The sequence below is a fragment of the Streptomyces sp. DSM 106670 genome (genome assembly GCF_055792845.1).
On sequence record NZ_CM147704.1, the window covers coordinates 1878697 to 1904257 of the forward strand.

A 25561-nucleotide genomic window follows, 5' to 3' on the forward strand; every position below is an offset into this window, starting at 1 on the left:
GTATTGTCTAAACAGCCCGGGAGGCCCACCGCCACCGTGATGATGTAGGCAGCACCGGTCTGCCCTGAAGGAGCACCTCATGACCCCGCCCGTCGTCCACTCGCTGCGCGAACAGATCCGCGAGCACATCGTGGAGGGGATCGTCAGCGGGCGCTGGAAGCCGGGCGAGCGGATCGTGGAGCGCCGGATCGCCACCGAGCTGGAGGTCAGCCAGACGCCCGTGCGCGAGGCGCTGCGCGAGCTGGAGACGCTCCGGCTGATCGAGTCGGCCCCCAACAAGGGCGTCCGGGTCCGCAATCTGACCGCCGCCGACCTGGAGGAGAGCTACCCGGTGCGGGCCGGCCTGGAGCAGATCGCGGCGGAGCTGGCGGCTCCTCGACTCGGCCAGGACTGCTCGGCGCTGGCCCCGCACGTGGCGGCGCTGTACGAGGCGGACCGGCTGGCCGACGGCGAGGCGCAGGTGCGGCACACGGTGGGCTTCCACCGGGAGCTGGTGCGCGCCGCCGGGAACGCGGTGCTGCTGCACACCTGGGAGGGGCTGGGCATCGAGGTGTTCACGGCCCTCTCCATCCGCTGGCTGGGCACGGTGCAGAAGTCGTACGCGGAGGAGCACCAGGCCCTCATCGACGCGTTCCTCGCCGAGGACCCGCAGATCGGGGCCCTGGTGAAGGCGCATGTGCTGGGCTGCGCGCCCCGCGCCTGACCCATCCGCGAGGCTCCGATCATCTGGCGCCCGACCTGCTCTTCCGTGCAGGTCAGCGCCCTATTTGCACGCTATTTCGCGTCACTGCGTGCCCTGTTTCGAGGCACCCCATGCCACTTTTCTTCGTATCGAGAAGTTTTGCCTTCAATCCTTTGATCGATCATCGATCAGCGCCTTACAGTTCACTTCGCGGGCCCACCGGCCCCATCGCTCTGTCCTGCCAGATAGAGCCTTCTCCACCCCCCTCCTCTCCGGAAGGCGGCGATCATGACCGACCCCGTAGGAAAGCTTCCGAGCGAGCTCGACCAGCTCCCGGACCGTGACCCCGAGGAGACCGCCGAATGGGCGGCCTCCCTGGACGCCGTCACCAAGGCTGCCGGCCCGCACCGCGCCGCGTACCTGATGCGCCGCTCGCTGCAGCACGCCGAGGGCGCCGGTCTCGCGCTGCCCAAGCTGCTGGAGACCGATTACGTCAACACCATCCCGACCGCCGCCGAGCCCGCGTTCGACGGCGACCTGGAGATGGAATCGAGGATCACCGCCTGGAACCGCTGGAACGCGGCCGCGATGGTGACCCGTGGTTCGCGGTTCGGGGTCGGCGGCCACATCGCCACCTTCGCCTCGGCGGCCTGGCTCTACGAGACCGGCTTCAACCACTTCTTCCGCGGCAAGGAGGGGGACGGCTCCGGGGACCAGCTCTACATCCAGGGCCACGCCTCCCCCGGCATCTACGCCCGCGCCTTCCTCGACGGCCGGCTCACCGAGCAGCACCTCGACAACTTCCGCCAGGAGGCGGGCGGCGAGGGTCTGCCCTCCTACCCGCACCCGCGGCGGCTGCCCTGGCTGTGGGAGTTCCCCACCGTGTCGATGGGCCTCGGCCCGCTCTCGGCCATCTACCAGGCGCGCTTCAACCGCTATCTGGCCAACCGCTCCATCAAGGACACCGCCAACTCGCACGTCTGGGCCTTCCTGGGCGACGGCGAGATGGACGAGCCCGAGTCGACCGCCGCCCTCGCCCTCGCGGCCCGTGAGCAGCTCGACAACCTGACCTTCGTCATCAACTGCAACCTGCAGCGCCTCGACGGCCCGGTCCGCGCCAACTTCCGCGTGGTCCAGGAGCTGGAGGCGCAGTTCCGCGGGGCCGGCTGGAACGTCGTCAAGACGCTCTGGGGCAACGCCTGGGACGAGCTGTTCCAGCTGGACACCCAGGGCGCGCTGCTGCGCCGGCTGCGCGAGGTCCCGGACGCGCAGTTCCAGACGTACGCCACCCGCGACGTCGCCTACATCCGCGAACACTTCTTCGGCGCCGAGCCCGCCCTCGTCGAGCTGGCGAAACTGCTCACCGACGCGAAGATCGCCGAGTGTTTCTACACCTCGCGCGGCGGCCACGAGGCCCGCAAGGTGTACGCGGCGTACAGGGCGGCCGTGGAGCACAAGGGCGCGCCGACCGTGATCCTGGCCCAGACGGTCAAGGGCTACACGCTCGGCAAGGGCTTCGAGTCCAAGAACGCCAACCACCAGATGAAGAAGCTGTCGATCGACGAGTTCAAGGGCATGCGCGAGCTGCTCGGCCTCCCGATCCCCGACAGCGCCTTCGAGGACGGTCTGGTCCCCTACGGCCACCCCGGCGCCGACTCCCCCGAGGTCCGCTACCTCCAGGAGCGCCGCGCGGCCCTCGGCGGTCCGGCCCCGGCCCGCCGGATACACGCCTCCGCGCCGCTGCCGCAGCCCGAGGAGCGCGCGTTCAAGGCCCTGTACAAGGGGTCCGGCAAGCAGGAGATGGCCACCACCATGGCGTTCGTCCGCCTGGTGAAGGACCTGATGCGGGACAAGGAGACCGGCAAGCGCTGGGTGCCGATCGTCCCGGACGAGGCCCGTACCTTCGGTATGGAGTCGCTCTTCCCGTCGGCCGGCATCTACTCGCCGCTGGGTCAGACGTACGACCCGGTCGACCGCGACCAGCTGATGTACTACAAGGAGGCCAAGGACGGCCAGATCCTCAACGAGGGGATCACCGAGGCCGGCGCCATGGCCGACTTCATCGCCGCCGCCACGTCGTACGCGACGCACGGCGAGACGATGATCCCGTTCTACATCTTCTACTCGATGTTCGGCTGGCAGCGGACCGGCGACCAGATGTGGCAGCTCGCCGACCAGCTCGGCAAGGGCTTCATCGTCGGCGCCACGGCGGGCCGTACGACCCTGACGGGCGAGGGCCTCCAGCACGCGGACGGCCACTCGCACCTGATCGCGGCCACCAACCCGGCCTCGCTCAACTACGACCCGGCGTTCGCGTACGAGGTCGCGGTGATCGTCAAGGACGGTCTGCGGCGGATGTACGGCCCCGACGCCGAGGACGTCTTCTACTACCTGACGGTCTACAACGAGCCGAAGCCCCAGCCCGCGATGCCCGAGGGCGTCGAGGAGGGCATCGTCAAGGGCCTGTACCGCTTCAAGGAGGGCACGCCCGCGAAGGCGGACGCGCCGCGCCTGCAGCTGCTCGCCTCCGGTACGGCGATCCACTGGGCCCTGGAGGCCCAGGAGCTGCTGGCCGCAGACTGGGGTGTCACGGCCGACGTCTGGTCCGCCACCTCGTGGGGCGAGCTGCGCCGCGACGCGCTGGCGGCCGACGAGGCGCTGCTCCGCGGTGAGCAGCAGGTGCCGTACGTGACCCAGGCGCTCGCCGGTGCGCCGGGCCCGGTGCTCGCGGTCAGCGACTGGATGCGCCAGGTCCCGGACCAGATCAGCCAGTGGGTGGAGCAGGACTGGTCCTCGCTCGGGACGGACGGCTTCGGCCTCTCCGACACCCGCGACGCGGCCCGCCGCCACTTCGGCGTCGACGCGCAGTCGATCGTGGTGGCCTCGCTGGCGCAGCTCGCCAGGCGCGGCGAGGTCCCGGCCTCGGCGGTCAAGGAGGCCCGGGAGCGTTACGGGATCTGAGCACCGCTCCCGCAGAACCCAGCCGAACCCCCGGTCACCGGGCGGGCGCGTCCGACAGCGCGCCTGCCCGGCGGCCGGGGGTTTCGCTGCGGTACGGGTCCGCCCTGCCGCCACAATGGGCCCATGCGTGCTGCCCGGCTGATCAAGATGGTGCTGCTCCTGCAGGCCCGCCCCGCGATGACCGCCGCCGAGCTGGCGGCCGAGCTGGAGGTGTCGGAGCGTACGGTCACCCGGGACGCGCAGGCGCTCTCCGACGCGGGCGTCCCGGTCTACGCGGAGCGCGGCCGGGCCGGCGGCTACCGGCTCGTCGGCGGCTACCGCACCCGGCTGACCGGCCTCGCCCGGGACGAGGCGGAGGCGCTCTTCCTCTCCGGACTGCCCGCGGCGCTGCGCGAGATGGGCCTGGAGGACGCGGCGTCGGCGGCCCGCCTCAAGGTGTCGGCCGCGCTGCTGCCCTCGCTGCGCGACGCCTCCTCCTCCGCCGCCCGCCGCTTCCACCTGGACGCGCCCTCCTGGTACCACGAGCCGGAGACCCCCGAACTGCTGCCCGCCATCGCCGACGCGGTCTGGGACGACCGGCTGCTGCGGGCCCGCTACCGCCGGGGCGGGGGCCGCGAGGCGGGCGACGGGGGTACGGAGGTGGCGCGGGAGCTCGCTCCGTACGGTCTCGTCCTCAAGGCCGGCGTCTGGTACCTCTGCGCCCGGGCGGGCGAGGACTTCCGGGTCTACCGGATCGACCGGTTCACCGCGGCGGAGCCCGCCGACGAGCGCTTCGAGCGGGACGAGACCTTTGATCTGCCCGGGTTCTGGGCGGAGCGGGCCGCCGGGTTCGCCCGGTCCCTGCTGCGGACCGAGGTGACCGTACGGGTGTCCGGGCGCGGGGCGCGGATGCTCGCGTACACCGGCGACCGGGCGGCGGCCGCGGCGGCGCTCGCGGAGGCCTCCGAACCGGACCCGGACGGCTGGCGCACGCTCACCTTGCCGGTGGAATCGCCGGATGTGGCGTACGGCCAGCTGCTGGCGCTGGGGCCCGAGTTGGAGGTGCTGGCGCCCGAGTCGCTGCGGCTCCGGTTCGCGGCGGCCGCCGAACGTCTGCGCGAGATGTATCGCTGAAAGGCTTCAATTCGGTGTCTGCGCGTGCGGGAGCCCCCGTCAGGCTGGATGCTGGACCCGTGATGGACGAAACGGAATTCTGGGAGATCATCGACAGCACCCGCGAGGCCGCCGAGGGCGACCCCGAGGACCACGCCGACCTGCTGGTGGAACGGCTGGTGCAGCTCGATCCCGATTCCGTGCTGGACTTCGCCCGGCACTTCGAGGCCCGCTACAACCGCGCCTACGCCTGGGATCTGTGGGGCGCGGCGGCCGTGCTGCTGGGCGGGGCGAGCGACGACGCGTTCGACTACTTCCGCTGCTGGCTGATCGGCCAGGGCCGGGAGGTCTTCGAGGGGGCGCTGCACGATCCGGACAGCCTGGCGGAGCTGCTGGAGGACTTCGACGAGGAGATCGACGGGGACGGCGAGGACCTGGGGTACGCGGCCGACGAGGCGTACGAGCAGCTCACCGGGGTGGTCGCGCCGGACCTGGGGCTGCCGCCGCAGACCACCGAGCCGCTGGGCTCCCCGGTCGACTTCGAGGACGAGGAGGCGCTCGCCGCCCGCTTCCCCGAGCTGTGGGACCGCTTCGGGCCGCAGTGACCTTCGCTGCTCAGGCGGGGCCGAGCGAGCGGCCCATGCAGACGTCGTCGACGTAACGCCCGTTCAGGAAGAACTCCCCGAGCAGCACCCCTTCGACGGCGAAGCCCTCGGAGGCGTACAGCGCGCGGGCCGGGTCGTTGTGCCCGAGGACCCGCAGGGTGATCCGGTTGGCGCCCTGGCGGCGGGCCTCGGCGAACGCGGCCCGCAGCAGGGTCCGCCCGACACCGACCCCGCGCGCCCAGTCCGCCACGGCCAGGCCGCGTATCTGGCGCACATGGGCGTTGGCGGCGAGCGGGGTGGGCGGGACGAGCCGGATGTACCCGGCGATGCCCGCCCGGCCGTCCGCCGTCTCCGCCTCCACCACGAGGAAGTCCTCCGGCGGGTGCCGCTCGCCGAAGAAGGGCTCGTACGGGGGCGTCGGCCGCGGCAGGACCGCGTGCAGCGTCGACCAGGTGGACCGGTCGAGCTCGGCGAGTTCGTCGTCGTCGGCGGGCACGGCGGGGCGGACGGGGCGGAGGGTGAGTGCGGCCATGGGGTCACTGTGCCACGCGGTGTTCCCGGTGTTCGAGGCGTTTCATGGGGCAGGATGGGCCCATGCCGAGCTCCCGTATCGCCGTCAGCGGATCGTCCGGACTCATCGGAGCGGCGCTGGTGCGCTCGCTGCGCGCCGACGGGCACGAGGTGGCCCGTCTGGTGCGCCGGCCCGCCAGAACCGGCGACGAGGTCGAGTGGGACCCCCAGCGGGGGTACGTGGACGTGGCCGGGCTCGTCGGCTGCGACGCCGTGGTGCATCTGGCCGGGGCCGGGGTGGGCGACCACCGCTGGACCGAGGCCTACAAGCGGGAGATCCGGGACAGCCGGGTCCTGGGCACGGCCGCCGTCGCCGAGGCCGTGGCCTCGCTCGACACCCCGCCCCGCGTCCTGCTCTCCGGGTCCGCCATCGGCTTCTACGGCGACACCGGGAACCGGCCGGTGGACGAGAGCGCGCCGGCCGGGGAGGGGTTCCTGCCCTCGGTCTGCGAGGAGTGGGAGGCGGCCACCGCCGCCGCCGAGGAGGCGGACATCCGTACGGTGCACGCGCGGACCGGCCTGGTCGTCGGCCGCGAGGGCGGGGCCTGGGGGCGGCTCTTCCCGCTGTTCAAGGCGGGTCTCGGCGGGAAGCTGGGCAACGGCCGGCAGTACTGGAGCTTCATCGCGCTGCACGACCACGTCGCGGCGCTGCGCCACATCCTGGACACCGAGTCGCTGACCGGGCCGGTGAACCTGACCGGCCCGGAGCCGGTCACCAACGCCGAGGTGACCGCCGCGATGGGCCGGGTGCTGCGCCGCCCGACGCTGTTCCCCGCGCCGGCGCCCGCGCTGCGGCTGGTGCTCGGGGAGTTCGCGGAGGATGTGCTGGGCAGTCAGCGGGTGCTCCCGGCGAAGCTGCTCGACTCCGGCTTCACCTTCGCCTTCCCCTGCATCGACGGGGCGATCCGCGCCGCGCGGCGCTGACCTTCGGCCGCCTTCGCGGCCCGCCCGGCGCGGCGTGTGCGACCCCGTGCCCCGGTGCTCCCCGGCGCGCGTCTGACCCAGTATCAGCCATCCTCCTAGCCTCGATGCGAACTCCGGCATTCCGGGGGCCTGTTGGGGGCAAGAGCCCCCCACCAGTCGCACCGACTCGGGGAGGGGCACGTGCGCAGCACGGCACACCACGCAGACGTGGTCATCATCGGGGCCGGAATCGCCGGCCTGTCAGCGGCCCACCTGCTCATCGGGGCGGGGCTCGGCGTCAGCGTCCTGGAGGCGGCGCCCCGGGTGGGCGGCCGGCTCGCCACCGACGAGGTGGACGGGTTCCGGCTGGACCGGCTCGGCCCGCTCCTCTGCACCTCCTGGCCCGAGCTGACCGGCACCCCGGGGCTCGGCGCCCCGGAGCTGCGGGAGTTCGCGCCGGGGCTCCTGGTCCACAGTGAGGGCCGCCGCCATCTCACCGGCGACATACGGAGCGCGAGGGGCGCACTCAAGGCAGTACGCACCCGTTCGAGCGCCCCCCGAGCGCCCCGCACGCCCTGGGCGGCGCAGAGCGCGTACGGGCACGAGCACGGCGCTCCGGCACGCGGCGGCGGCCGGGGCGGGGTGGTGACCGGGGCGATCGACCGGGCCCGGCTGGGCGCGGCGCTGTCCCGGCTGGCGGCCACCCCCCGGGCCCGGCTGCTGGCCCGCCCGGAGCGCACGGTCGCCGGAGCGCTGGCCGGCGTCGGGCTGCCCGCCCGTACCGTGGACGGCGTCCTGCGCCCGCTCCTCACCGCGCTGCTCAGCGACCCCGCCCTCACCACGTCGAGCCGGTGCGCCGATCTCGCGCTGCGGGACTACGCACGCGGCGGGCTGTGCGTACCGGCGGGCGGTTCGTCCGCGCTGCCGGAGCTGCTGGCGGCCTCGCTGCCGCCGGGCACGGTCCGGACCGGGGTGCATGTGACGGCCGCCGACATCACCTCCGTACGCACCAAGGAACACGGTGAGCTGGGGTGCCGTTCGCTGCTGCTGGCGACCGGCGCGGGGGCGGCGGCCGAGCTGCTGCCCGGTCTGCGGGTGCCGTCCTTCCACCCGGTGACGGTCCTTCACCACACCGCGCCCGCCCCGCCGCCGACGGGCAGGTCGCTGGTGCTGGACGGGGACCGGTCGGGCCCGGTGGCGTACACCGCGGTGATGAGCGAGGTCGATCCCTCGCGGGCGCCGGAGGGCCGGGCGCTGATCACCTCGACGGTGCTCGGCACCCCGCCGCCGGACCTGGACCGCTCGGTGCGGGCGCATCTGGCGTCGCTGTACGGCGTGCCGACGGACGGCTGGGAGCTGCTGGCGGCCCATCACGACCCGGAGGCGGTGCCCGCGATGGAGGCCCCGCACGATCCGCGCCGGCCGGTGCGGGTGCTGGCCGGGCTGTATGTGTGCGGCGACCACCGCGACACGAGCTCGGTCCAGGGCGCGCTGCACTCGGGCCGCCGGGCGGCGGAGGCGATCCTCACCGACCTGGCCGTGCCCGGCGCCCACGAGGGGAGCCTGCCCCGGGCCGCGTGAACCCCGGGCCGCCGTGTCCCGTGAGCCCCGGGCCGCCGCGTGCCGCGGGGCTCAGCCGAGGGCGGCGACCCGGTCGCGGTAGCCGCGTACGGCGACGGCGTCCCGGTAGGGCTCCAGGCTGCGCTCGAAGGCGCGTACGTACTCCGTGGCGCGCACCGAGCGCATCTCGGCCGCCTGCTGGGCCGCCTCCGCGCCCAGCTGGCAGGCCTGATCCAGCTCGCCCAGGCCGAGGCGGGCCGAGGCGAGGACCACCCGGCAGAACAGCCTGCTCCGGGCGTACGCCGGGGCGCGCAGCGCGAGCGACCGTTCGGCGTGCTGGGCGGCGGCCCGGTACTGCTGGAGGTCGCGGTGGCAGTGGCTCAGCTCGTCGGCGAGCTGCGCCTCGTCGAAGGTACGGGCCCAGTGCGGCACCTCGTCGCCGGGGCGGGCGGTCTCCAGGGCGTGTTCGGCCCGGGTCAGGGCGGCGGTGCAGGAGCGCGCCTCGCCGAGCACACCGTGGCCGCGCGCCTCGACCGCGTGCAGCAGTGCCTGGACGAGGGGCGGGGCGGACGAGCCGACCCCCTGCTGGGCGACCCGGGCGAGCTGGACGGCCTCCCGGCCGTGCCCGAGGTAGACCGCCTGCCGGCTCATCGTGATCAGCACATAGGCGCCGTATCCGCGGTCGCCGGCGGCCTGGGCGAGCCGCAGCGCCTGGACGAAGTACCGCTGGGCGAGGCCGTGGGCGGCGATGTCGTACGAGGTCCAGCCGGCCAGCCGGGTCAGATCGGCGACCGCGGCGAACAGCCGCCGCCCGGTGGCCTCGCCGTACGTGCCCCGGAGCATCGGCTCGGCCTCGTGCTCCAGATACCGCACGAGGGCCTGCCGGGCGTGGCCGCCGCCGTACGCGTGGTCGAGGGTGCGGAAGAGCTCGCCGACCGAGCGCAGCGCGGCGACGTCCCCGCTGCCGACCCGCAGCCCCGTGCCGCTGTTGGTCTGCCGCTGGCGCGGGACCACGGGCAGCGCCCCCGCGGTCGTCGGCGGGTGCGCGGCGGGCGGATGTGTGGTCGGCGGGCCCGGGGGTGTGGGCCGCAGCGGTCCGGCGGCCGGGCGCGGCAGGCCCCGGCCCTCGGTGCGCGGCGCCCCGTCCGTACGCCCGGCGGCACCGGCCTCTCCCCCGGCCCGGCGGGCGGCGCCGCCGTCCCGGGCCACCCACTCGTCGGCGCGGCCGATCAGCCAGTCCCGGCTGGGCACGACGAGTCCGGCGGGCGTGAAGGCGATCTTGCGCAGCTCCGTGTGCGTACCGGAGTCCTTGCGCCAGAGGCCGCTGACGATGTCGACCGCCTCGGTGGGCGTGGCCGCGAACTCCAGCCCCGCGTAGACGGGGGCGCAGGCGTCGAGCCCGAGATCCTGCGCGGAGAGCCGTCGCCCGAGCCGCCGGGTGAACACCTCGGCGATCAGCGCGGGCGTGGTGCCGCGCGGCTGCTGTCCCCGGAGCCAGCGGGTGACCGAGGTTTTGTCGTACCGCAGGTCGAGGCCGTGTTCGAGGCCGAGCTGATCGACCCGGCGGGCCAGGCCGGCGTGCGAGAACCCGGCTTCCGCGATCAGTGAGGCGAGTCGGCGGTTGGGCGTGCGCTGCGGGGGTCGTTCCGACATCAGCTGTACGGTCTCCTGCCTTCGGGGCCGGACGGGCAGCCCTCATGGGAACGGCGCGAATTTAGCGGCCGCCGGGGCGGTCACCGCCACCCTTTGCTCCACGTTCATCCGATCGTGTGAGGATTCCGGACAGAGCTGACGGAAACGTCCGACACATGAGTTCGGGGCCGCTACGCCTGTGAGATCCGGGCCGACGCGCTCGGGAGTGCGCGGCCGACGTGCCCACGCGTGCCGTACGGCGTGCCTCGGATGCGGCCGTTCCACCTGCCGGGGGGCCGTTCGGGCGACGGCCGTACAGTGGATGCGGGCGCGATCAGTGCAGGGCGCCGTCATCCCGGGGACACCCCTCCGGGCATGCGGGGCCCACCTAGGGAGGCATCGGTGAGCGAGCTGCGGTTCGTCCGTCTGGGCTTCGGCGAACAGGCCGTCGAATACACGGAGGCTTGGCAGAAGCAGCGGGAGGTGCACGCGGACCGGTTCGAGGACCGGGTGCCGGACACCTGTCTGCTCCTGGAACACCCGCCCGTCTACACCGCGGGACGCCGCACGGCGGACAGCGAGCGGCCGCTGGACGGCACCCCGGTCATCGATGTGGACCGCGGCGGGAAGATCACCTGGCACGGCCCCGGGCAGCTCGTCGGCTACCCGATCCAGAAGCTGCCGCGCCCGGTCGACGTCGTGGCGCACGTGCGTCGGCTGGAGGACGCGCTGATCCGCACGGCCGCCGACTTCGGCGTGGAGACCACCCGGGTCGAGGGCCGCAGCGGCGTCTGGGTGCTCGGCGACCCGGTCGAGCAGCGCCAGGCGCTGGGCGGCCTCTCGCTGGACTTCGACCCGCGACTCCAGGACGAGGAGTTCGACCCGCGGCTGAACGGCCCGGAGTACGCCCCGTCCAACGCCGGCCAGCGCCGCGAGGACCGCAAGCTGGCCGCGATCGGGATCCGGGTCGCCAAGGGCGTCACGATGCACGGCTTCGCGATCAACGTGAACCCGGACAACACCTGGTTCGACCGGATCGTGCCGTGCGGCATCCGCGACGCCGGGGTCACGTCCCTCTCCAACGAGCTGGGCCGGGAGATCACGATCGAGGAGGTGCTGCCGGTCGTCGAGAAGCACCTGCGGGCCGTCCTGGAGAACGCGGAGCTCGCTCCGCGGGCGGTGGAGCAGCCGAAGGCCGCGGCCCCGGCTCGGACGCCCGCCCCGGCGCCCGCGCCCGCCTAGGGCCGACCGGCCGTACCGGCCAGTAGCCCCGACCGCCGCCATCGGCCGGGGAATAGGCCCCGTCGGCCGCAGGTTGGGCAGGCGTAGGACCGTTTGATGTACGGGCGTACCCTGGTGTTCGCCAAAGAATCCAAAGCGCATCCGAACCGCGATTCGAACCGCGAAGCGAACCGCGAATCCAACGCAGCAGATAGCAAAGGGGAGCCGGAGTGTCCGCTGTCGCACCCGACGGGCGCAAGATGCTGCGCCTGGAGGTCCGAAACAGCCAGACCCCCATCGAGCGCAAGCCCGAGTGGATCAAAACGCGGGCGAAGATGGGCCCCGAGTACAAGCAGCTGCAACAGCTGGTGAAGGGCGAAGGGCTGCACACGGTCTGCCAGGAGGCGGGCTGTCCCAACATCTTCGAGTGCTGGGAGGACCGCGAGGCCACCTTCCTCATCGGCGGCGACCAGTGCACCCGGCGCTGCGACTTCTGCCAGATCGACACGGGCAAGCCGCAGGCGCTGGACCGTGACGAGCCCCGCCGTGTCGGCGAGTCGGTCGTCACGATGGACCTGAACTACGCCACCATCACCGGCGTCGCCCGCGACGACCTGGAGGACGGCGGAGCCTGGCTGTACGCCGAGACCGTCCGCCAGATCCACACGCTCACCGCGGAGCGGGAGGCCGGCGCGACCAAGGTCGAGCTGCTGATCCCCGACTTCAACGCGGAGCCCGAGCAGCTCGCCGAGGTCTTCTCCTCGCGCCCCGAGGTGCTCGCGCACAACGTGGAGACGGTGCCGCGGATCTTCAAGCGGATCCGCCCCGGCTTCCGTTACGAGCGTTCCCTGGAGGTCATCACCCGGGCCCGTGAGGCCGGTCTGATCACCAAGTCCAACCTGATCCTCGGCATGGGCGAGACCCGCGAGGAAGTCAGCGAGGCGCTCCAGGACCTGTACGACGCAGGTTGCGAGCTCATCACGATTACGCAGTACCTCCGCCCCTCCGTACGGCACCACCCGGTCGAGCGCTGGGTGAAGCCGATGGAGTTCGTCGAGCTGAAGGACGAGGCCGACGCGATCGGCTACTCCGGCGTGATGTCGGGTCCGCTGGTGCGGTCCTCGTACCGCGCGGGCCGTCTGTTCCAGCAGGCGATGGAGGCGCGCGGCGTCGCCGCCGGGAGCGTCCAGGCCGCACCGGCCGTGTGAATCCGCTCACGAGCGGCTACCGCGCCGTAACCGCGTGACCGAAGCGGTCCGGACGCTCCCCGCAGGTGGGGGACGCGTACGGACCGCTTCGGCGTGCGCGGCACCGGAATCAAGGCTTCATTGGTGTTTGACCGCCCGGTCACGCGCTGGTAACACCAAGCAGTGATCCTAGGTACACGTGCGGCAGCGACTCCGGCAGCCGCCGCCGTCACTGCTTCCCACACTCATCCGCGCCCCCGGGGCGCATCCTTCCGAGGGGGAACACCACGATGCAGGCCGCACCGGTCCGCGCCCACGCTCTTCCGTCCGTCACCACCGCCCTGCGCGCGGTCGAGTCGCTGCTGCTGAGCAGCGGCCAGCGCACCGCCCGCCGCAACGCCTGGACGGCCGTCCTGGAGGACCGCCGCCGCGCCAAGGACCGGGTGGAGGCCCAGCACGTGCTGGAAGCCGTGGCCGACCACCGTTCCTAGGTCGCTCCCACGTTCCTGGACCGCTCCCACGTTCCTGACTCGCTCCCTCGCCACGTAAACTTCGGTACATGGCGAGGAAGGCAAAAACTGAAGGCGCGGACAGCGCCGAGAACGCAGGGCGGCTCAAGCAGATCGCCCTGACCTACAAGATGACCAAGCGGACCGACAGCAAGATCGGTCTTGTCGTCGCGGGTGTCGGAATCCTCACGTTCGGTGTCCTCCTCGGCATCGGCTTCGCGATCGGCCACCCGGTCTATCTGGGCATCCTGGGCTTCGTCCTGGCCGTCCTCGCGATGGCGATCATCTTCGGCCGGCGCGCCGAGCGGGCGGCCTTCGGACAGATGGAGGGCCAGCCCGGAGCGGCGGCCGCCGTCCTGGACCGGATCGGACGCGGCTGGACCACCACCCCCGCGGTGGCGATGAACCGCAGCCAGGACGTCGTCCACCGGGCGGTCGGCAAGGCCGGCATCGTCCTGGTGGCCGAGGGCAACCCGAACCGGGTGAAGAGCCTGCTGGCGGCCGAGAAGAAGAAGATGGCCCGCATCGTGGTGGACGTGCCGGTGCACGACATCATCGTCGGCAACGGCGAGGGCCAGGTGCCCCTGAAGAAGGTCCGCACCAAGATGCTGAAGCTCCCCCGCGTCCTGACCGGCCCGCAGGTGACCTCCACCAACGACCGGCTGCGCGCGATGGGCGACCTGATGAGCAACATGCCGCTGCCGAAGGGCCCGATGCCCAAGGGCATGCGGATGCCGCGCGGCGGAAAGATGCGCTGACGGCGGCGGCCGACGTACGCACACGACGGGGCGGCCCCGGACCGGTGAACGGTCCCGGGGCCGCCCCGTTTCTCACGCCTCTGGGCGGTCCTCACGCTTCTGGGCGGTGGGGGGTCACATCCGCACCTGTACGGAACGCGACAGCCGGTCGTGCAGCCCGCGCCCGTCGCGGTCCCAGACCAGCGCGGGGATGACGAGCAGCAGCAGTACGGTCCGCACGGCCACGCGCACGAGCCCGAGCCGCCCGCCGCCCTCGGCGACCACCCGTACGCCCAGGAGGCGCTTGCCGGGCGTGCAGCCGATGGTCCCGACGGTCAGCAGGCTCATCACGAGGAAGATCCCGAGCGCCCAGTTCCCGGCCGCCTGCTGGTCACCGCGAGCGAACAGCCCGTATGCGATCACCATGCAGAGCGACCAGTCGATGAAGAGGGCCCCGAAGCGCCGCCCGAGCGGAGCGACCGAGCCGGGCCCCTCCTCGGGCAGCCCCAGCCCCTTGCCCCGGTAGCCGAAGTCGGCGCCCATCTGCTCGGCGGCCGCGCGGGGCCCCGAGAGCCACGATCCGATTGCTTGCCTGTTGTCCACCCGTCCACGGTACTGCGCCCATGTTTGCCCCCGGCCGGGCGGGGCACGGAAACAGCCGCGCGGAGACAGCCGCTGAGATGCCGCCCACCACCGCCCCGGTTAACTTGGGCGAAACAAATGGGTCACGCTTGAGAAATCACGCCTGCCTATGGTCGGGTCCAGCGTGCGCCACCGCACTGGCCGCACCACGAGCTACAACCCCGTCCCTCCCGGGCCGGGAGTAGGAGGAGTTGGATGTTCCAGAACGCCGACGAAGTGCAGAAGTACGTAGCGGACAACGACGTCAAGTTCATCGATGTCCGGTTCTGCGACCTGCCCGGGGTGATGCAGCACTTCACGATCCCGGCAGCGACCTTCGACCCGGCCGAGGAACTGGCCTTCGACGGTTCGTCGATCCGCGGCTTCCAGGCCATCCACGAGTCCGACATGGCGCTGCGCGCCGACCTGTCGACGGCCCGGGTGGACCCCTTCCGCCGCGACAAGACCGTCAACATCAACTTCTTCATCCACGACCCGATCACGGGCGAGCAGTACAGCCGTGACCCGCGCAACATCGCCAAGAAGGCCGAGGCCTACCTCGCCTCGACCGGCATCGCGGACACCGCGTACTTCGGCCCCGAGGCCGAGTTCTACGTCTTCGACAACGTCCGCTTCCAGACGTCGGCGAACGAGAGCTTCTACCACATCGACTCCGAGGCCGGCGCCTGGAACACCGGTGCGGTCGAGAACAACCGCGGCTACAAGGTCCGCTACAAGGGCGGCTACTTCCCGGCCCCGCCGGTGGACCACTTCGCCGACCTGCGTGCCGAGATCTCCCTGGAGCTGGACAAGAACGGCCTCCAGGTCGAGCGCCAGCACCACGAGGTCGGCACGGCCGGCCAGGCCGAGATCAACTACAAGTTCAACACGCTGCTCGCCGCGGCCGACGACCTGATGCTCTTCAAGTACATCGTGAAGAACGTCGCCTGGCGCAACGGCAAGACCGCGACCTTCATGCCGAAGCCGATCTTCGGCGACAACGGCTCGGGCATGCACGTGCACCAGTCGCTGTGGCAGGGCGGCTCGCCGCTCTTCTACGACGAGCAGGGTTACGCCGGCCTGTCGGACATGGCCCGCTACTACATCGGCGGCATCCTGAAGCACGCCCCGTCGCTGCTGGCCTTCACCAACCCGACGGTGAACTCCTACCACCGCCTGGTCCCCGGCTTCGAGGCCCCGGTCAACATGGTGTACTCGCAGCGGAACCGTTCCGCCGCGATGCGCATCCCGATCACCGGCTCGAACCCGAAGGCCAAGCGCGTCGAGTTCCGCGCCCCGGACCCGTCCTCCAACCCGTACCTCGCGTTCTCCGCGCTGCTGATGGCGGGCCTGGACGGCGTGAAGAACAAGATCGAGCCGGCCGAGCCGATCGACAAGGACCTCTACGAGCTGGCTCCCGAGGAGCACGCCAACGTCCAGCAGGTCCCGACCTCCCTCCCGGCCGTGCTCGACGCCCTGGAGGCGGACAACGAGTACCTCCAGGCGGGCGGCGTCTTCACGTCGGACCTGATCGAGACGTGGATCGACTACAAGCGCACGAACGAGATCGCCCCGATCCAGCTGCGGCCGCACCCGCACGAGTTCGAGCTTTACTTCGACATCTAGGACTGCCGCGGGTCGGAGGGGTTTCCCTTTCGCCCGGGCCGTCTGTGGACCGTCGGCCGTACCCCTCCGGGGGTACGGCCGACGGTCTTTTTGCTTCCGTCACACCGCGACGGGCACGGCACCGTTGTCATCGTCATTTTCGGCGGCCAGGCGGAACGCCGCGTCGATAATTTTGCGCGCCCGGTCCTGGCTGGGCACATGAGGTGGGTGTATGCCCTGAGCGTGAAGCCCGCCTCCGAGTGCCCGAGGTACTCGGAGAAAGAGCCCGAATGTTCTCCCCTGCGTCGAAGAGAACCGACGTGCACAGGTGCACCCTCAAGCTCCGGAAAGCAGCGAGCCATACATCTTATCTCGCCACTGTACGAAACTTTCCTTCCATGAAGGCTCGGTGGGGGCTACATCGCGGGAAAAATCTCGCATAAAGTTGCACCATTTCCCACGCTTCCTAAGTCCTTCCTCAGCAAGAACCATCAGGGTCGTACGCGGAAAAATTTTCCGCTTTTCCGTCAACCTATCCCAGCAATAGAGTGACAGCGAGAACGCGGCATCGAGGGCCTCCTCTGCCTCAGACCTCGTTGGACTATATCCGCCGTGAACAACTCGGTGACGCAACGTGTAGCACTTGTTAAACCAGTCCGCCACAGGGCCGTCCCCATCAAGCACCCATCGCCCACCGAGAAGTTCAGCAAAGTTGGATTTCACGCGCCGCGCTAGTCGCCCTTCAGCAAATACGCTTGCCGCAGCCCCAGGATTCTCCTTCAACTCCCAATACAGCAAACTTAGCAAGCCGTCAAGGAGAACCTCAGCGGCCGTATTACTAAGTGTCACTGCCGCACCGTAGCGGCCTTCCCGAAAGATCGAATTACGCGCCTCAATAAAACGTTCCTTCCACAGAAACAGAGGATTCCCGCGCTCTAGCATCTCCCTGAAATACTCAATTCGACCTTCATCGGAATTTCCCAACTCGACACCCGCAGGAAGGTCCAAAAAGTTGAAGTGCGCAAGAGTGAAAGCACCGCCACTATCCCACGCGGGCTCCATCAAACCGGATTCAATTCCGTCAACACAGACGGGAACAAGATCTCCGATCTCATACGGGATTACAGGACCGAGCTGCTCGTAGGTGGGGGCCACACAGAGAACCTCGAGAGACGCTCTGTAAGACCTGATGAACTTCGACAATTCGTCGACTCATCGATTAAACGGGTCGTACTGGATAGGGATTTCTTGCGGAGATGAGTAATCACCCGCCACAGCTTGATCACGGTCCTCGATCGTAGAGGCGATGACCGTTGTATACATTGCCTCAATTAGATCATCGTCACGGATATAATCTTCCGACTCTTCGCCCTTAATTCGATGCAAACAATCAATAGCAGCAGACAGCTGCCCCTTCTGCCGGGACACACCGCTCGACTGCATGAAGAACAAATGTACGAACTGGCCAATTCCATTGGGCTCAGGATCACCATAGGTTTTATGCCATGTATACCCGTCGGGAACAGCAATCGGCTCTGGCAACGTTATAACGAACCGAATCATGCGCATCTTTGCGCCTACTCTGCCCGATGAAAATCCCGCCAACTTGCATCGTTCCATAGCTCGTTCATCCCTGCGAGGATTTTTCGATCTGGCCTGGAGTACTCAAAAGATCAACTGGCCATCAGCTAGAGCGAACTGAGGCAGGCACAGCGATGGGCAAGCAAGGACCTCGACGCCTCCCCACCGAGCGTAAATGGCTCTGCCCGTCGCACCAGCGATCCCTGTGGGCCACCCCTGGAGCGTCCCGGGGGTGGCCCACAGGGATCGCTGGTGACTAATGCCTCCGGGTGACTAATGCCCTCCGCTCCCTCTCGGGTCATCGGGAACGCTCAGTCGAGAGCCCGAGGTGACGAAGAGGCATCATCAGTTCTTCGGAATCTAGGACCCCCGCGTGCTGGCTCGCACGCGCCTGAGAATCCGAGAGGCGTACGGTCAGCCGTCCCCGGCCCCGCTCCAGAAGAGCGAGCCTTGCCCAAGATTTCCTTGGTCTCGCCCCCATGGAGTGCCGCGTCGCTCAGCCGCCGGAACGCCTCCCGATAGAGGCCGAGTTCGGCCGGCTCAGTCACCTTCACGCTTGAGGAGACCAGCTCAAGGTGGACCGCGTCCCCGTGCAGGTTGAAGCCATGGGCTGGAAGCATGTTCACGGGCGCTGCGGCAGGGATGATGCCGAGAGTGAGTGAGGGCAGGTCGATGTCGCGGAGGATCCGGTCGATCTGCTCCACCATCACCTCGGACCCGCCGATGTTCGTGTAGAGGGCCTGCTCTCCGAGGACGACGTCGTAACGGTGCTCACCGTCGTACAGCACCTGCTGCCGCTCCATCCGCCGGGCCACACCTGCGGGCACGTCGTTGGGGACTCCGAGGAAGTCGACGACCTGCTCCAGGATCACAGTCGCGTACGCCTCCGTCTGAAGCGTCCCCCAGATCATGTCCGGCACATAAGCCTGGCCGTGGGGCGTCTCCTGGTACCAGCGGATCACTTCTTCCTGAACCGCTTCAGTGCCTGCGGACAAGCGCACCTGCCATGGAACAGAACTGGTCACTTGTATCTCCTCATCCTGATCCGGGGTGGGTCTGTTCGTTCCCGGAAAGCACACGAACGCATCAGCCTCTGCCCAGGGCAGCGCTGGAGGTCACGAGCGTTCGTAGGCCCAGGCCTGCCCGGTCTGCCGGTACTGCTCCACGGGGATGGGGGTGACTCCCGTGTTCATACGCGCGGTGTAGAGCAGCCCGCCGAGGTGATCGATCTCGTGATGGATGAGGCGGGCGAGGCCGCGTTCGTACGCAGTGGTCACGGTCTCGCCGGACTGGGTCGTGGTCTCGACAGTGATTGTCAGGGGGCGGGGTACTAGGCCCCGTACGTCGAAGAAGCTCAGGCAGCCTTCGTAGTGCTCGTCCGACTCTTTGCAGCTGTCAGTGATTCGAGGGTTGAGCAGAACGATGGAGGGCGCGTCGCCGGGCGGCTGGACGACGGCGGCGGCGCGGCTGATCCCGATTTGTGGAGCCGCGAGCCCCATGCCCTTGGCGAAGGGGTGCACCTGGCCGATGCGGTCCATGGCGGCGAACAACTCGTCCACGACCCGTTCTGCTTCGTCCCGTTCGGCGGGCAGGTCGAACGCGCGGGCCCGTTCGGTGAGGATGGCGGCACCCTGTTGGACGACTCCGAGGTCTCGCATCCGCTGGCTGGGCCGCACGTCCGTCACCTGAACTCTCCTTGGTTCGAATCGGGTTCGGGCTGTGCCCGGAACCGCCATTCCAGACGGTACCGAGCATGCAGCGCGGGTGTGGTCGTGATCCACGTGAACGTCCGCTGTTCACCGGCGTCGCTGCGGATGGGCGCGGTGCGCAACGGCGAGGCTTCGGCGGTCATGGATGTCTCGGTGCCCCAGACGACGGGGTCGAGAGAGGCCGGGAAGACCAGTTGGACTTCGAGTTGCTCGGTGGGCAGACGCACGGCTCGTTGGAACCAGTTGCCCCACTTCTCGTGGCCCACGGTGTAGGCGTACTCGATCCAGACCGATTCGCCCGGGTAGAGAGGAAAGCGGCCGTGCTCGTTGTCGAAGAGCAGCCAGACTTCCTTGAAGGCGTCGCGATCGTGCTTCGCCTGCCATCGCATCTTCTCGCCTCGACAGGTCGCAGTGAGATCAAGTTCCTCCCAGGTCAGGGGGTGCGCTCGGTAGTGAGCGTTGGAGCGCTCGGGGTCACCGGGGTAGCGGTCGACGGAGATACGGATCAGGTAGCGGGTCACCGGCTCGGTGCCGGTGTTGCGCAGTAATCGGCGCATGGTGAGTCGGTAGGAACGGCCGTCGTAGTGGAGGGAGGCGGCGTCGTGTTCGACGACGAGCGCCGAATCGGTTGCGTACGGCTGCTCGGGCCGGCGAGGAGCCGGCGGAGCTGATGGCGTGAGGCTGGTGCGTGCCCGTGCCTTCTCGTAGGTGCACCACCGCCGCCAGATGGACTTTCCCGCGTTCAGGGCCTCTTCGGCGAGCCGAGCAAAGTCCTCGCTGGGCTTGTGGCGGCCCGACTCCACGTGGCTCACGTAGGACGGGTCGAAGCGCATCGCCCGTGCCAAAGCCCGCTTCGACATGCCGCGCACCTCGCGCCAGCGTGCCACTTCCGCCGCGAAGTCCTCGGCCGCCTGGTCGACGGTGATCTCTTCGCCTTGCGCGTCCATCGAACGACCCGCCCCCGCGTGATGGTCAGTGAGCATGAATGAACCGTGAGTGATCACAGTTCATCATCCCGTCACGGCCCACGTCACCGGTTTCCTTCCCTCATCACCCCGGACCGACCAATCCGGGCACCTGAGGAAGAGGAAGCTCGATGCACATCTTGTACCTGCTCAACATCTCCAACCCTGATCGTCTGTCCGCTGATTCGGGATGGATCTTCGCGGACCTGCTCGCCCCTGCCCTGGTGGACGCCGGAGCGAGCGTGACAGTAGCCGCGCCGGCGGCAGTCGGGGACGAGCGTTGCGGCTTCTACCTGACCGGGGTGCCGGAAACGAAGTACCGGGCGCGGTTTTCTTCCGATCTCGACGAGTTGGTGGAACTGGTCCGGGAAGAGCGGCCGGACGTGGTGGTGGCGAACCAGATCGAGGAGGCCGCCGCACTACGCATCGCTCTGATGGAGGCCGGATCGAACGCGCTGCTGGTCGGCTACTGCCACTACCTTCCGTTCTCGTTCACTGCCGAAGGGCAGCTTCTGCTCGACCCCGCCATGAACGACGCCGGAATGGGCCGGCCCGTGCTGCTGGCGTTCGCCGCCGGGTTGGCCGCCTGCGACCGGGTGCTGGTCCACTCAGGCGTGGCCGCGTCATGGGTATCTGACGCTGCCGCGCGGATGACGGTGAATCTCGATGACAAGCTGCGCGTCGTACCCGCTCCCCGGGACGAACGGCTCGTCCGAGACCCCGCCCACGCCAGGCCCGAATACAGCGCTGGTTCGATCGGTGTCTACAACCACCGGCTGTACGCGCACTACGGCACTGAGCAGTTCGTGGATCTCGCACGGCAACTCGCCGCATCCGGGACGGTCCGGCTGCGGGTCATGGATCTCTTCGGGCCACGTCGGGCGGGGCGGAAGAGCCTGGACGACAGCCCAGAACGAATGCGCGACCAGCTCGCCGCCTTGCCGCACGTGCAGCTCGTGTCCGACCGAGGTGACCGGCTCCGCTACAAGAACCTCCTGGACGGCGCCCGCTTCGGGATCGCCCCGTTCCGCCCCGGCTGTCCCTGGTCGATGAGCGTGATCGACTGCCAGGGCATGGGCCTGCCGGTCATCGCACCCCGACTGGGCTGGCTCGCCGAGCACATCGATCCCGAGCTCTGCTTCTCCACGGCGGCTGAAGCCGTCGGCCTCGCCGAACGCCTCGCCGATGACGACGAGTTCCACGCCCTGCACGCCAAGCGTGCTTACGCCTCCACCGCTGACTTCACGCCCGCACTGGTCGCGGCACGCTACTTGGAGGCCATGTCGTGACGATCTTCGACGCCGTTCTCCTGTCGTACGACGAGCCCATGGCCGACGCTCTGTACTCGCGGCTGCAGCGAACTCTTGGGGGTTCCGTCAAACGGCTGCACGGGGTGCACGGGATGCGCAGGGCCTACCGGCTGTGCGCCGAGGTCGTGGACCGCGAACAGTTCCTTCTGGCCGACGGGGACTTCGCCATTGCCGCCGACTTCGATGTGGCTGCAGTCGAGCCGCTCGAAGAGGAGGTGTCCATGCGGGTGTGGCAGGCGGTCAACCCGGTCAACGGCCTGGCTTACGGATACGGCGGGCTCAAGCTCATCCGCCGCAGCGCCCTGCGTGAGATGGGCGAGGCCGTGGACGTGCTCGCTGCCCTGCCGGGCCGGATCGAGTTCGCCCAGCAGATCGCGGGGATCACAAGGTTCAACCAGAGCCCCTTCCACGCTTGGAAGGCCGGCTTCCGAGAGTGCGCGATGCTTGCTCGCGGCAGCGAGTACGGCATGGCCGACGATGGCTCCCGCCAGAGAGTGGAGGCGTGGGCCAACAGCCGCAACGGCGAGTTCGCCCCGTACGTCGCCGCCGGAGCTCGCGAAGGGGTCGCCTTTGCAGTGGAGTGCGCGCGCGCCTCCGGACGGTTCGACCACCTGAACGACCCCACGTGGCTGCGGGCTCGGTTTGCCGCCGCTCACGGGGACCAGGCGGTGGCGGGGTGACCGGTCCCCTCGTCCTGATCGAGCCGTACGCCGACCGCCTGGGCGGGCACCACCAGCGCACGCTGGTAGCCCTCGCTCAGGCACGGCCCGGCAGCCTGGTCATTACCCCGCGCGGGATCGCCCGCGACACGGTGACGGCGCTTCGCGAGGCGGACGCCCGGTTGGTGACCTCACCATCCGGGCCCTTCGCAGCCGCACTGCTGGCAGCCTCCCACCTTGCGGCCGGGTTTTCCTCCACTGGACTGCGGGCCTTCCGCTCACGCCGCTGGCCACGCTTCCTGCGGCGGTTTCCGCATCAGGTCACCCTCATCGCCCGGTGCCTTGCGGAGGCGTCGGCCTTGCGGACCGCCCGTCGACTGGAGCCCGGCACTGGAGCGGTGGTGATCCTGAGCGCGAGCGAGGGCCTGCACGGCGGCGCTGCTCTCCTCGGTGGGCTACCGCACCTGCGGTTCGTCCACGAGCAAGTCACCACTGAGGATGCCGCCGTACGGCTTCTCGGTCGGCTCACCCGACGTGGCGAGAGGCAGACCGTAGCGGTCTGCCCGACCCAGGCTGTGGGTGATCAGCTCATGGCTTCCTTCCCGGGCATGCCCATGGTGGTTCGGGCCTTCGCGGTCGACGACGGTAGACGCCTCACCGACACCGAACGCGTCGGCGGCCGTACTGCCTTCGACATCCCCACCGGCGAACCCGCGGTGTGCCTGGTCGGCGGCTGGTGGCCGTACAAGGACATCGGCATCGTCGACGCCGCCCTGATTCGGCTGAAGCGGCCGCTGCACCTGGTGGTCACTGGCACCCCTCTCGATGAAGCCGTGCTCGCCCGATGGCGTGATCTGTCGAACGTACGCCTTCACCGCGTGCCCGGGCCGGTCGGCGAAGCAGTACTACGGCTGGTCTATGCCGCCGTCGATGCCGCTCTGGTCGCTCGCCACCCCGGCATCGGCAAGGAGTCCGGGCTCGTGATGGATGCCGCCCGTCTCGGCGTCCCTCTGGTTGTCTCCGATCACCACCCCGATCTCACCGCCCTCCTCAACGGCAGGCCCTGGGCGCTGACCTTCACCGTCAGCACCCCGGACGCCCTCGCCGAGGCTCTGCACGAAGTCATCCGTCGGCCGCCCGAGCGGCCCGGGCCGGAGGTGCCCTGCCTGCTGGGCATGTGGTCGGCCGCCGGGCAGGCCGACTTCCTCACCCGCACCTTCGCCTCACTGCGTACGAAGGACTGCTGATGCTGAGCACCCCTCCCGCGCTGATCGCCGTCGTCGGCCCTGTCGAACCCCCGCTGCTGGCCGCCTGGCTCCGCCACTACCGGTGGTTGGGCATCGAACGGTTCTTGATCGCCTTCCACTTCCCCGAGCATGTGCCCGTCCAGCAGCGGCACGAACTCCAGGCCACCAGCCGCGAACTGGGCATCGTTCCCACCGGTACCAGCTTGGGCCCATGGCACGAGCACACCAACACTCTGCTCCGTGACGCACTGCGGCATCAGGCCGGCTCGGGCTGGCACCTACTTGCCGACGCCGACGAGTTCCAGCGGTACCCGGTCCCACTGAATGAGGTGATCGCTCAAGCCGAGGACTCAGGCCGTCGGGTGGTTGGCGGATTGATGCTCGACCGGATCGCCGCGAGTGGGCGCCTCGCCGACTGGGCGCCTCATGGCGACTTGGACATCGCCTATCCGTTCGGCGGGCACCTCACCCACCGGCTCCTGCACGGAGACCCTCGCAAGATCGTGCTCGCTCGCCACGATGTGGCCGTGTCGAGTGGCAACCACAGAGCCCCCGGACTGCGTCCGGACGCAGATAGTGTCTGCGCGGTTCACCACTTCAAGTGGCGTTCGGGCGTCCTGGACGACCTCCGTCGGCGAGTGCGGCACTTCTCGACCGGCACATGGCAGGAACAGACTCCGGCTGTACGCGATGAGGCCAGCCGGCTCCTGTCGCACGTCGACCAGCATGGCGGCTTGATCAACACAAGCGATCAGCGATTCGCCTTCCGCCGGGTAAGCCTGGACCGTCAGCCGTACAACTGGTCCGACGAGGCCCGCAGCATCTTCACGACGTGGCGACCGCACGTCGGACACCAACCAGGATTCGAGACAATGAAAGCGCCCACGCACAGCTCCTCGCGGAAGGATTGACGCGTGCCCCTCGCCGTTCTCCTGGTGGGCATCACCGGCTCCGGCAAGACAACCGTCGCGCAAGCCCTGGCCGACCATGGCTACACACGGCTGTCCGTGGACGAAGAGGTGCATCGTCTCCACGGCCGATACGGAGTGGACTACCCCGAGCACACCTACTTCGAGCGCCAACGGCCCGTGGTCGATGCGATCCGGGCACGGCTCGTCAAAGAGCTGGAGGCGGGGAACGATGTCGTTCTGGACCACGGTCTGTGGCGACGCACAGAACGCGACTCCTGGCAGCAAGCCGTCCGCGAAGCGGGCGGCCGCCCGGTCCTGGTCCACCTCCCTGCCGACCGGGAAGAACTACTGAGACGTCTCGCCGAACGCAACCAGCGCGAGGACGCCAATGCCCTCACCGTCACCCCCGAAGCCCTCGACGACTTCTTCGCCCGATATGACTCTCCGGCCAACGACGAAGAAGTCATCGTCTATACCGGAGACCTGGCCGCACTCGTGGCGGCGTTGTCTGTGGTCGGGCGTGGGCGAAGCTAGAGCAGACCCTCTGATCGCCCTCTTGGTATCAGCAGGTACTCAAAGCCCTGTCGTTCTCGACAAAGACGGCGGGGCCAATTCACGTCCAATACCTTGTATGTGCTCAGCGTGTCGCTCGCACGATCAGAGTGCCGATGTGTCCTGTTCTCGGGGCATCGAGGACGCGGGCTTCTGCCTGGCGGAAACCTGATCTGTGGAGAAGATTCCGCCATCGGCGAGGCGTATAGCTGTAGCGGTAGGTGAACAGGGCGGGCCCGGCGAAGCCGCCCTTGTACATGCCCTGGGGTCCGTAGGCGCCGGGGATCGCCGGCGGGTGGGAGAAGGCGAAGACGCCGCCCGGGTTGAGGCTCTGGGCGACGAGAGGGAAGAGCTTGGCCGGGTCGGTGAACCAGGCGGCGCCGAAGACCGAGTAGATCGCGTCGTAGGTGTCGTCGTGGTCGGCCAGGAATGCGAGGACTTCGGCGCACTCGAACCGCGCCCCTGTCTCCTTCCAGCGTTCTCGGATCTTGCCCACCATGACCGGGGACAGGTCGACGCCCGTGGCCTTGATGCCGCGCTCGGCGAGATGAGCCAGGGCACGGCCCGTGCCACAGCCGATCTCCAGGACCGAGGCGGGCACGCCGAGGAGTTCGGGGCCCGGACCGTGGCCGGTGTACTGGGTCCAGCAGAAGGAGGGCTCCGCGTCCGGCTTGAAGGCGCTGTCGGCGTAGGTGTCCCAGAGTTCACGTTCGGCGGCGATGTCGTGCTGTGCGGGCAACGG

The 25561-nt window shown here is 69.4% G+C and carries 25 protein-coding genes; 16 read left to right on the forward strand and 9 right to left on the reverse strand.

Annotation, left to right across the window (positions count from 1 at the left end; all coding sequences use genetic code 11):
- Positions 1-79: 79 nt before the first annotated feature.
- The 4 genes from ACSMXR_RS08225 (at position 80) to ACSMXR_RS08240 (ending at position 5340) form a co-directional block, all read left to right on the forward strand.
- Complete coding sequence (locus tag ACSMXR_RS08225) at positions 80-703, forward strand: GntR family transcriptional regulator (protein ID WP_030080737.1); 624 nt, start codon at positions 80-82, stop codon at positions 701-703.
- Between the two features lie 267 nt (positions 704-970).
- A complete protein-coding gene (gene aceE / locus ACSMXR_RS08230) occupies positions 971-3643 on the forward strand; it encodes a pyruvate dehydrogenase (acetyl-transferring), homodimeric type (protein WP_137232750.1) in 2673 nt (890 codons plus the stop codon).
- Between the two features lie 123 nt (positions 3644-3766).
- Positions 3767-4756: a helix-turn-helix transcriptional regulator gene (locus tag ACSMXR_RS08235; protein ID WP_473171509.1), complete on the forward strand. Its 990-nt coding sequence runs from the start codon at positions 3767-3769 to the stop codon at positions 4754-4756.
- Between the two features lie 62 nt (positions 4757-4818).
- Positions 4819-5340, forward strand: coding sequence for a DUF4240 domain-containing protein (locus ACSMXR_RS08240; RefSeq protein WP_137232852.1), 522 nt, complete (start codon positions 4819-4821; stop codon positions 5338-5340).
- A gap of 10 nt (positions 5341-5350) precedes the next feature.
- On the opposite strand, the gene ACSMXR_RS08245 is transcribed toward ACSMXR_RS08240, so the two are convergent.
- The gene (locus tag ACSMXR_RS08245) at positions 5351-5872 is read right to left on the reverse strand and encodes a GNAT family N-acetyltransferase (protein ID WP_473171510.1); all 522 of its coding nucleotides are present in this window, start codon (positions 5870-5872) and stop codon (positions 5351-5353) included.
- Positions 5873-5934: 62 nt separating this feature from the next.
- Between ACSMXR_RS08245 and ACSMXR_RS08250 the strand changes: the two genes are divergently transcribed.
- Positions 5935-6834, forward strand: coding sequence for a TIGR01777 family oxidoreductase (locus ACSMXR_RS08250; protein WP_473171511.1), 900 nt, complete (start codon positions 5935-5937; stop codon positions 6832-6834).
- 180 nt (positions 6835-7014) lie between these two features.
- Positions 7015-8394: an FAD-dependent oxidoreductase gene (locus ACSMXR_RS08255; protein WP_364881606.1), complete on the forward strand. Its 1380-nt coding sequence runs from the start codon at positions 7015-7017 to the stop codon at positions 8392-8394.
- A gap of 51 nt (positions 8395-8445) precedes the next feature.
- Here ACSMXR_RS08255 and ACSMXR_RS08260 read toward each other — a convergent pair whose 3' ends face one another.
- Positions 8446-10026 (reverse strand): regulator, encoded by a 1581-nt coding sequence (locus ACSMXR_RS08260; RefSeq protein ID WP_376184700.1) that lies wholly within the window; start codon positions 10024-10026, stop codon positions 8446-8448.
- A 381-nt stretch (positions 10027-10407) separates the two neighbouring features.
- On the opposite strand from ACSMXR_RS08260, the gene lipB reads away from it, so the two are divergent.
- From lipB to ACSMXR_RS08280, 4 genes are all read left to right on the forward strand, one after another.
- Positions 10408-11247, forward strand: a complete 840-nt coding sequence (gene lipB / locus ACSMXR_RS08265; RefSeq protein ID WP_473171512.1) for a lipoyl(octanoyl) transferase LipB — start codon at positions 10408-10410, stop codon at positions 11245-11247.
- Between the two features lie 209 nt (positions 11248-11456).
- Positions 11457-12434 (forward strand): lipoyl synthase, encoded by a 978-nt coding sequence (gene lipA / locus ACSMXR_RS08270; RefSeq protein ID WP_137232756.1) that lies wholly within the window; start codon positions 11457-11459, stop codon positions 12432-12434.
- Positions 12435-12703: 269 nt separating this feature from the next.
- Positions 12704-12904, forward strand: a complete 201-nt coding sequence (locus ACSMXR_RS08275; protein ID WP_003969591.1) for an SCO2195 family GlnR-regulated protein — start codon at positions 12704-12706, stop codon at positions 12902-12904.
- 68 nt (positions 12905-12972) lie between these two features.
- Positions 12973-13680, forward strand: a complete 708-nt coding sequence (locus tag ACSMXR_RS08280) for a DUF4191 domain-containing protein (RefSeq protein ID WP_030080758.1) — start codon at positions 12973-12975, stop codon at positions 13678-13680.
- Positions 13681-13794: 114 nt separating this feature from the next.
- On the opposite strand, the gene ACSMXR_RS08285 is transcribed toward ACSMXR_RS08280, so the two are convergent.
- Positions 13795-14202, reverse strand: coding sequence for an RDD family protein (locus ACSMXR_RS08285; RefSeq protein WP_170994575.1), 408 nt, complete (start codon positions 14200-14202; stop codon positions 13795-13797).
- A gap of 294 nt (positions 14203-14496) precedes the next feature.
- On the opposite strand from ACSMXR_RS08285, the gene glnA reads away from it, so the two are divergent.
- Positions 14497-15906, forward strand: a complete 1410-nt coding sequence (gene glnA, locus ACSMXR_RS08290) for a type I glutamate--ammonia ligase (RefSeq protein ID WP_030080762.1) — start codon at positions 14497-14499, stop codon at positions 15904-15906.
- 315 nt (positions 15907-16221) lie between these two features.
- Here the strand turns inward: glnA and ACSMXR_RS08295 are convergent, their stop codons facing one another.
- The 5 genes from ACSMXR_RS08295 to ACSMXR_RS08315 form a co-directional block, all read right to left on the reverse strand.
- A complete protein-coding gene (locus ACSMXR_RS08295; protein WP_473171513.1) occupies positions 16222-17040 on the reverse strand; it encodes a hypothetical protein in 819 nt (272 codons plus the stop codon).
- A gap of 57 nt (positions 17041-17097) precedes the next feature.
- Positions 17098-17505, reverse strand: a complete 408-nt coding sequence (locus ACSMXR_RS08300) for a hypothetical protein (protein ID WP_473171514.1) — start codon at positions 17503-17505, stop codon at positions 17098-17100.
- A 272-nt stretch (positions 17506-17777) separates the two neighbouring features.
- Positions 17778-18491 (reverse strand): DUF5753 domain-containing protein, encoded by a 714-nt coding sequence (locus ACSMXR_RS08305; RefSeq protein WP_473171515.1) that lies wholly within the window; start codon positions 18489-18491, stop codon positions 17778-17780.
- A gap of 90 nt (positions 18492-18581) precedes the next feature.
- Entirely contained in the window at positions 18582-19151 is a 570-nt protein-coding gene (locus ACSMXR_RS08310) for a peptide deformylase (protein WP_473171516.1), read from the reverse strand.
- Positions 19148-20158, reverse strand: a complete 1011-nt coding sequence (locus ACSMXR_RS08315; protein WP_473171517.1) for a helix-turn-helix domain-containing protein — start codon at positions 20156-20158, stop codon at positions 19148-19150. Before ACSMXR_RS08315 ends, ACSMXR_RS08310 begins: the two co-directional genes overlap by 4 nt.
- A 113-nt stretch (positions 20159-20271) precedes the next feature.
- Here ACSMXR_RS08315 and ACSMXR_RS08320 point away from each other — a divergent pair, with 113 nt between their 5' ends.
- From ACSMXR_RS08320 to ACSMXR_RS08340, 5 genes are read left to right on the forward strand one after another with little or no spacing between them, the layout of a single operon-like run.
- Positions 20272-21429 carry a glycosyltransferase family protein gene (locus ACSMXR_RS08320; RefSeq protein ID WP_473171518.1) on the forward strand — a complete coding sequence of 386 codons (1158 nt, stop codon included), beginning with the start codon at positions 20272-20274 and terminating at the stop codon, positions 21427-21429.
- Positions 21426-22130: a hypothetical protein gene (locus tag ACSMXR_RS08325; RefSeq protein WP_473171519.1), complete on the forward strand. Its 705-nt coding sequence runs from the start codon at positions 21426-21428 to the stop codon at positions 22128-22130. The genes ACSMXR_RS08320 and ACSMXR_RS08325 overlap by 4 nt, the downstream gene beginning before the upstream one ends.
- Positions 22127-23356, forward strand: coding sequence for a glycosyltransferase family protein (locus ACSMXR_RS08330; RefSeq protein WP_473171520.1), 1230 nt, complete (start codon positions 22127-22129; stop codon positions 23354-23356). The genes ACSMXR_RS08325 and ACSMXR_RS08330 overlap by 4 nt, the downstream gene beginning before the upstream one ends.
- Positions 23356-24267 carry a glycosyltransferase family 2 protein gene (locus tag ACSMXR_RS08335; RefSeq protein ID WP_473171521.1) on the forward strand — a complete coding sequence of 304 codons (912 nt, stop codon included), beginning with the start codon at positions 23356-23358 and terminating at the stop codon, positions 24265-24267. The genes ACSMXR_RS08330 and ACSMXR_RS08335 overlap by 1 nt, the downstream gene beginning before the upstream one ends.
- A gap of 3 nt (positions 24268-24270) precedes the next feature.
- Complete coding sequence (locus tag ACSMXR_RS08340) at positions 24271-24801, forward strand: P-loop nucleotide/nucleoside kinase family protein (protein ID WP_473171522.1); 531 nt, start codon at positions 24271-24273, stop codon at positions 24799-24801.
- A gap of 103 nt (positions 24802-24904) precedes the next feature.
- Here ACSMXR_RS08340 and ACSMXR_RS08345 read toward each other — a convergent pair whose 3' ends face one another.
- Positions 24905-25558: a class I SAM-dependent DNA methyltransferase gene (locus ACSMXR_RS08345; protein WP_473171523.1), complete on the reverse strand. Its 654-nt coding sequence runs from the start codon at positions 25556-25558 to the stop codon at positions 24905-24907.
- Positions 25559-25561: the final 3 nt, after the last annotated feature.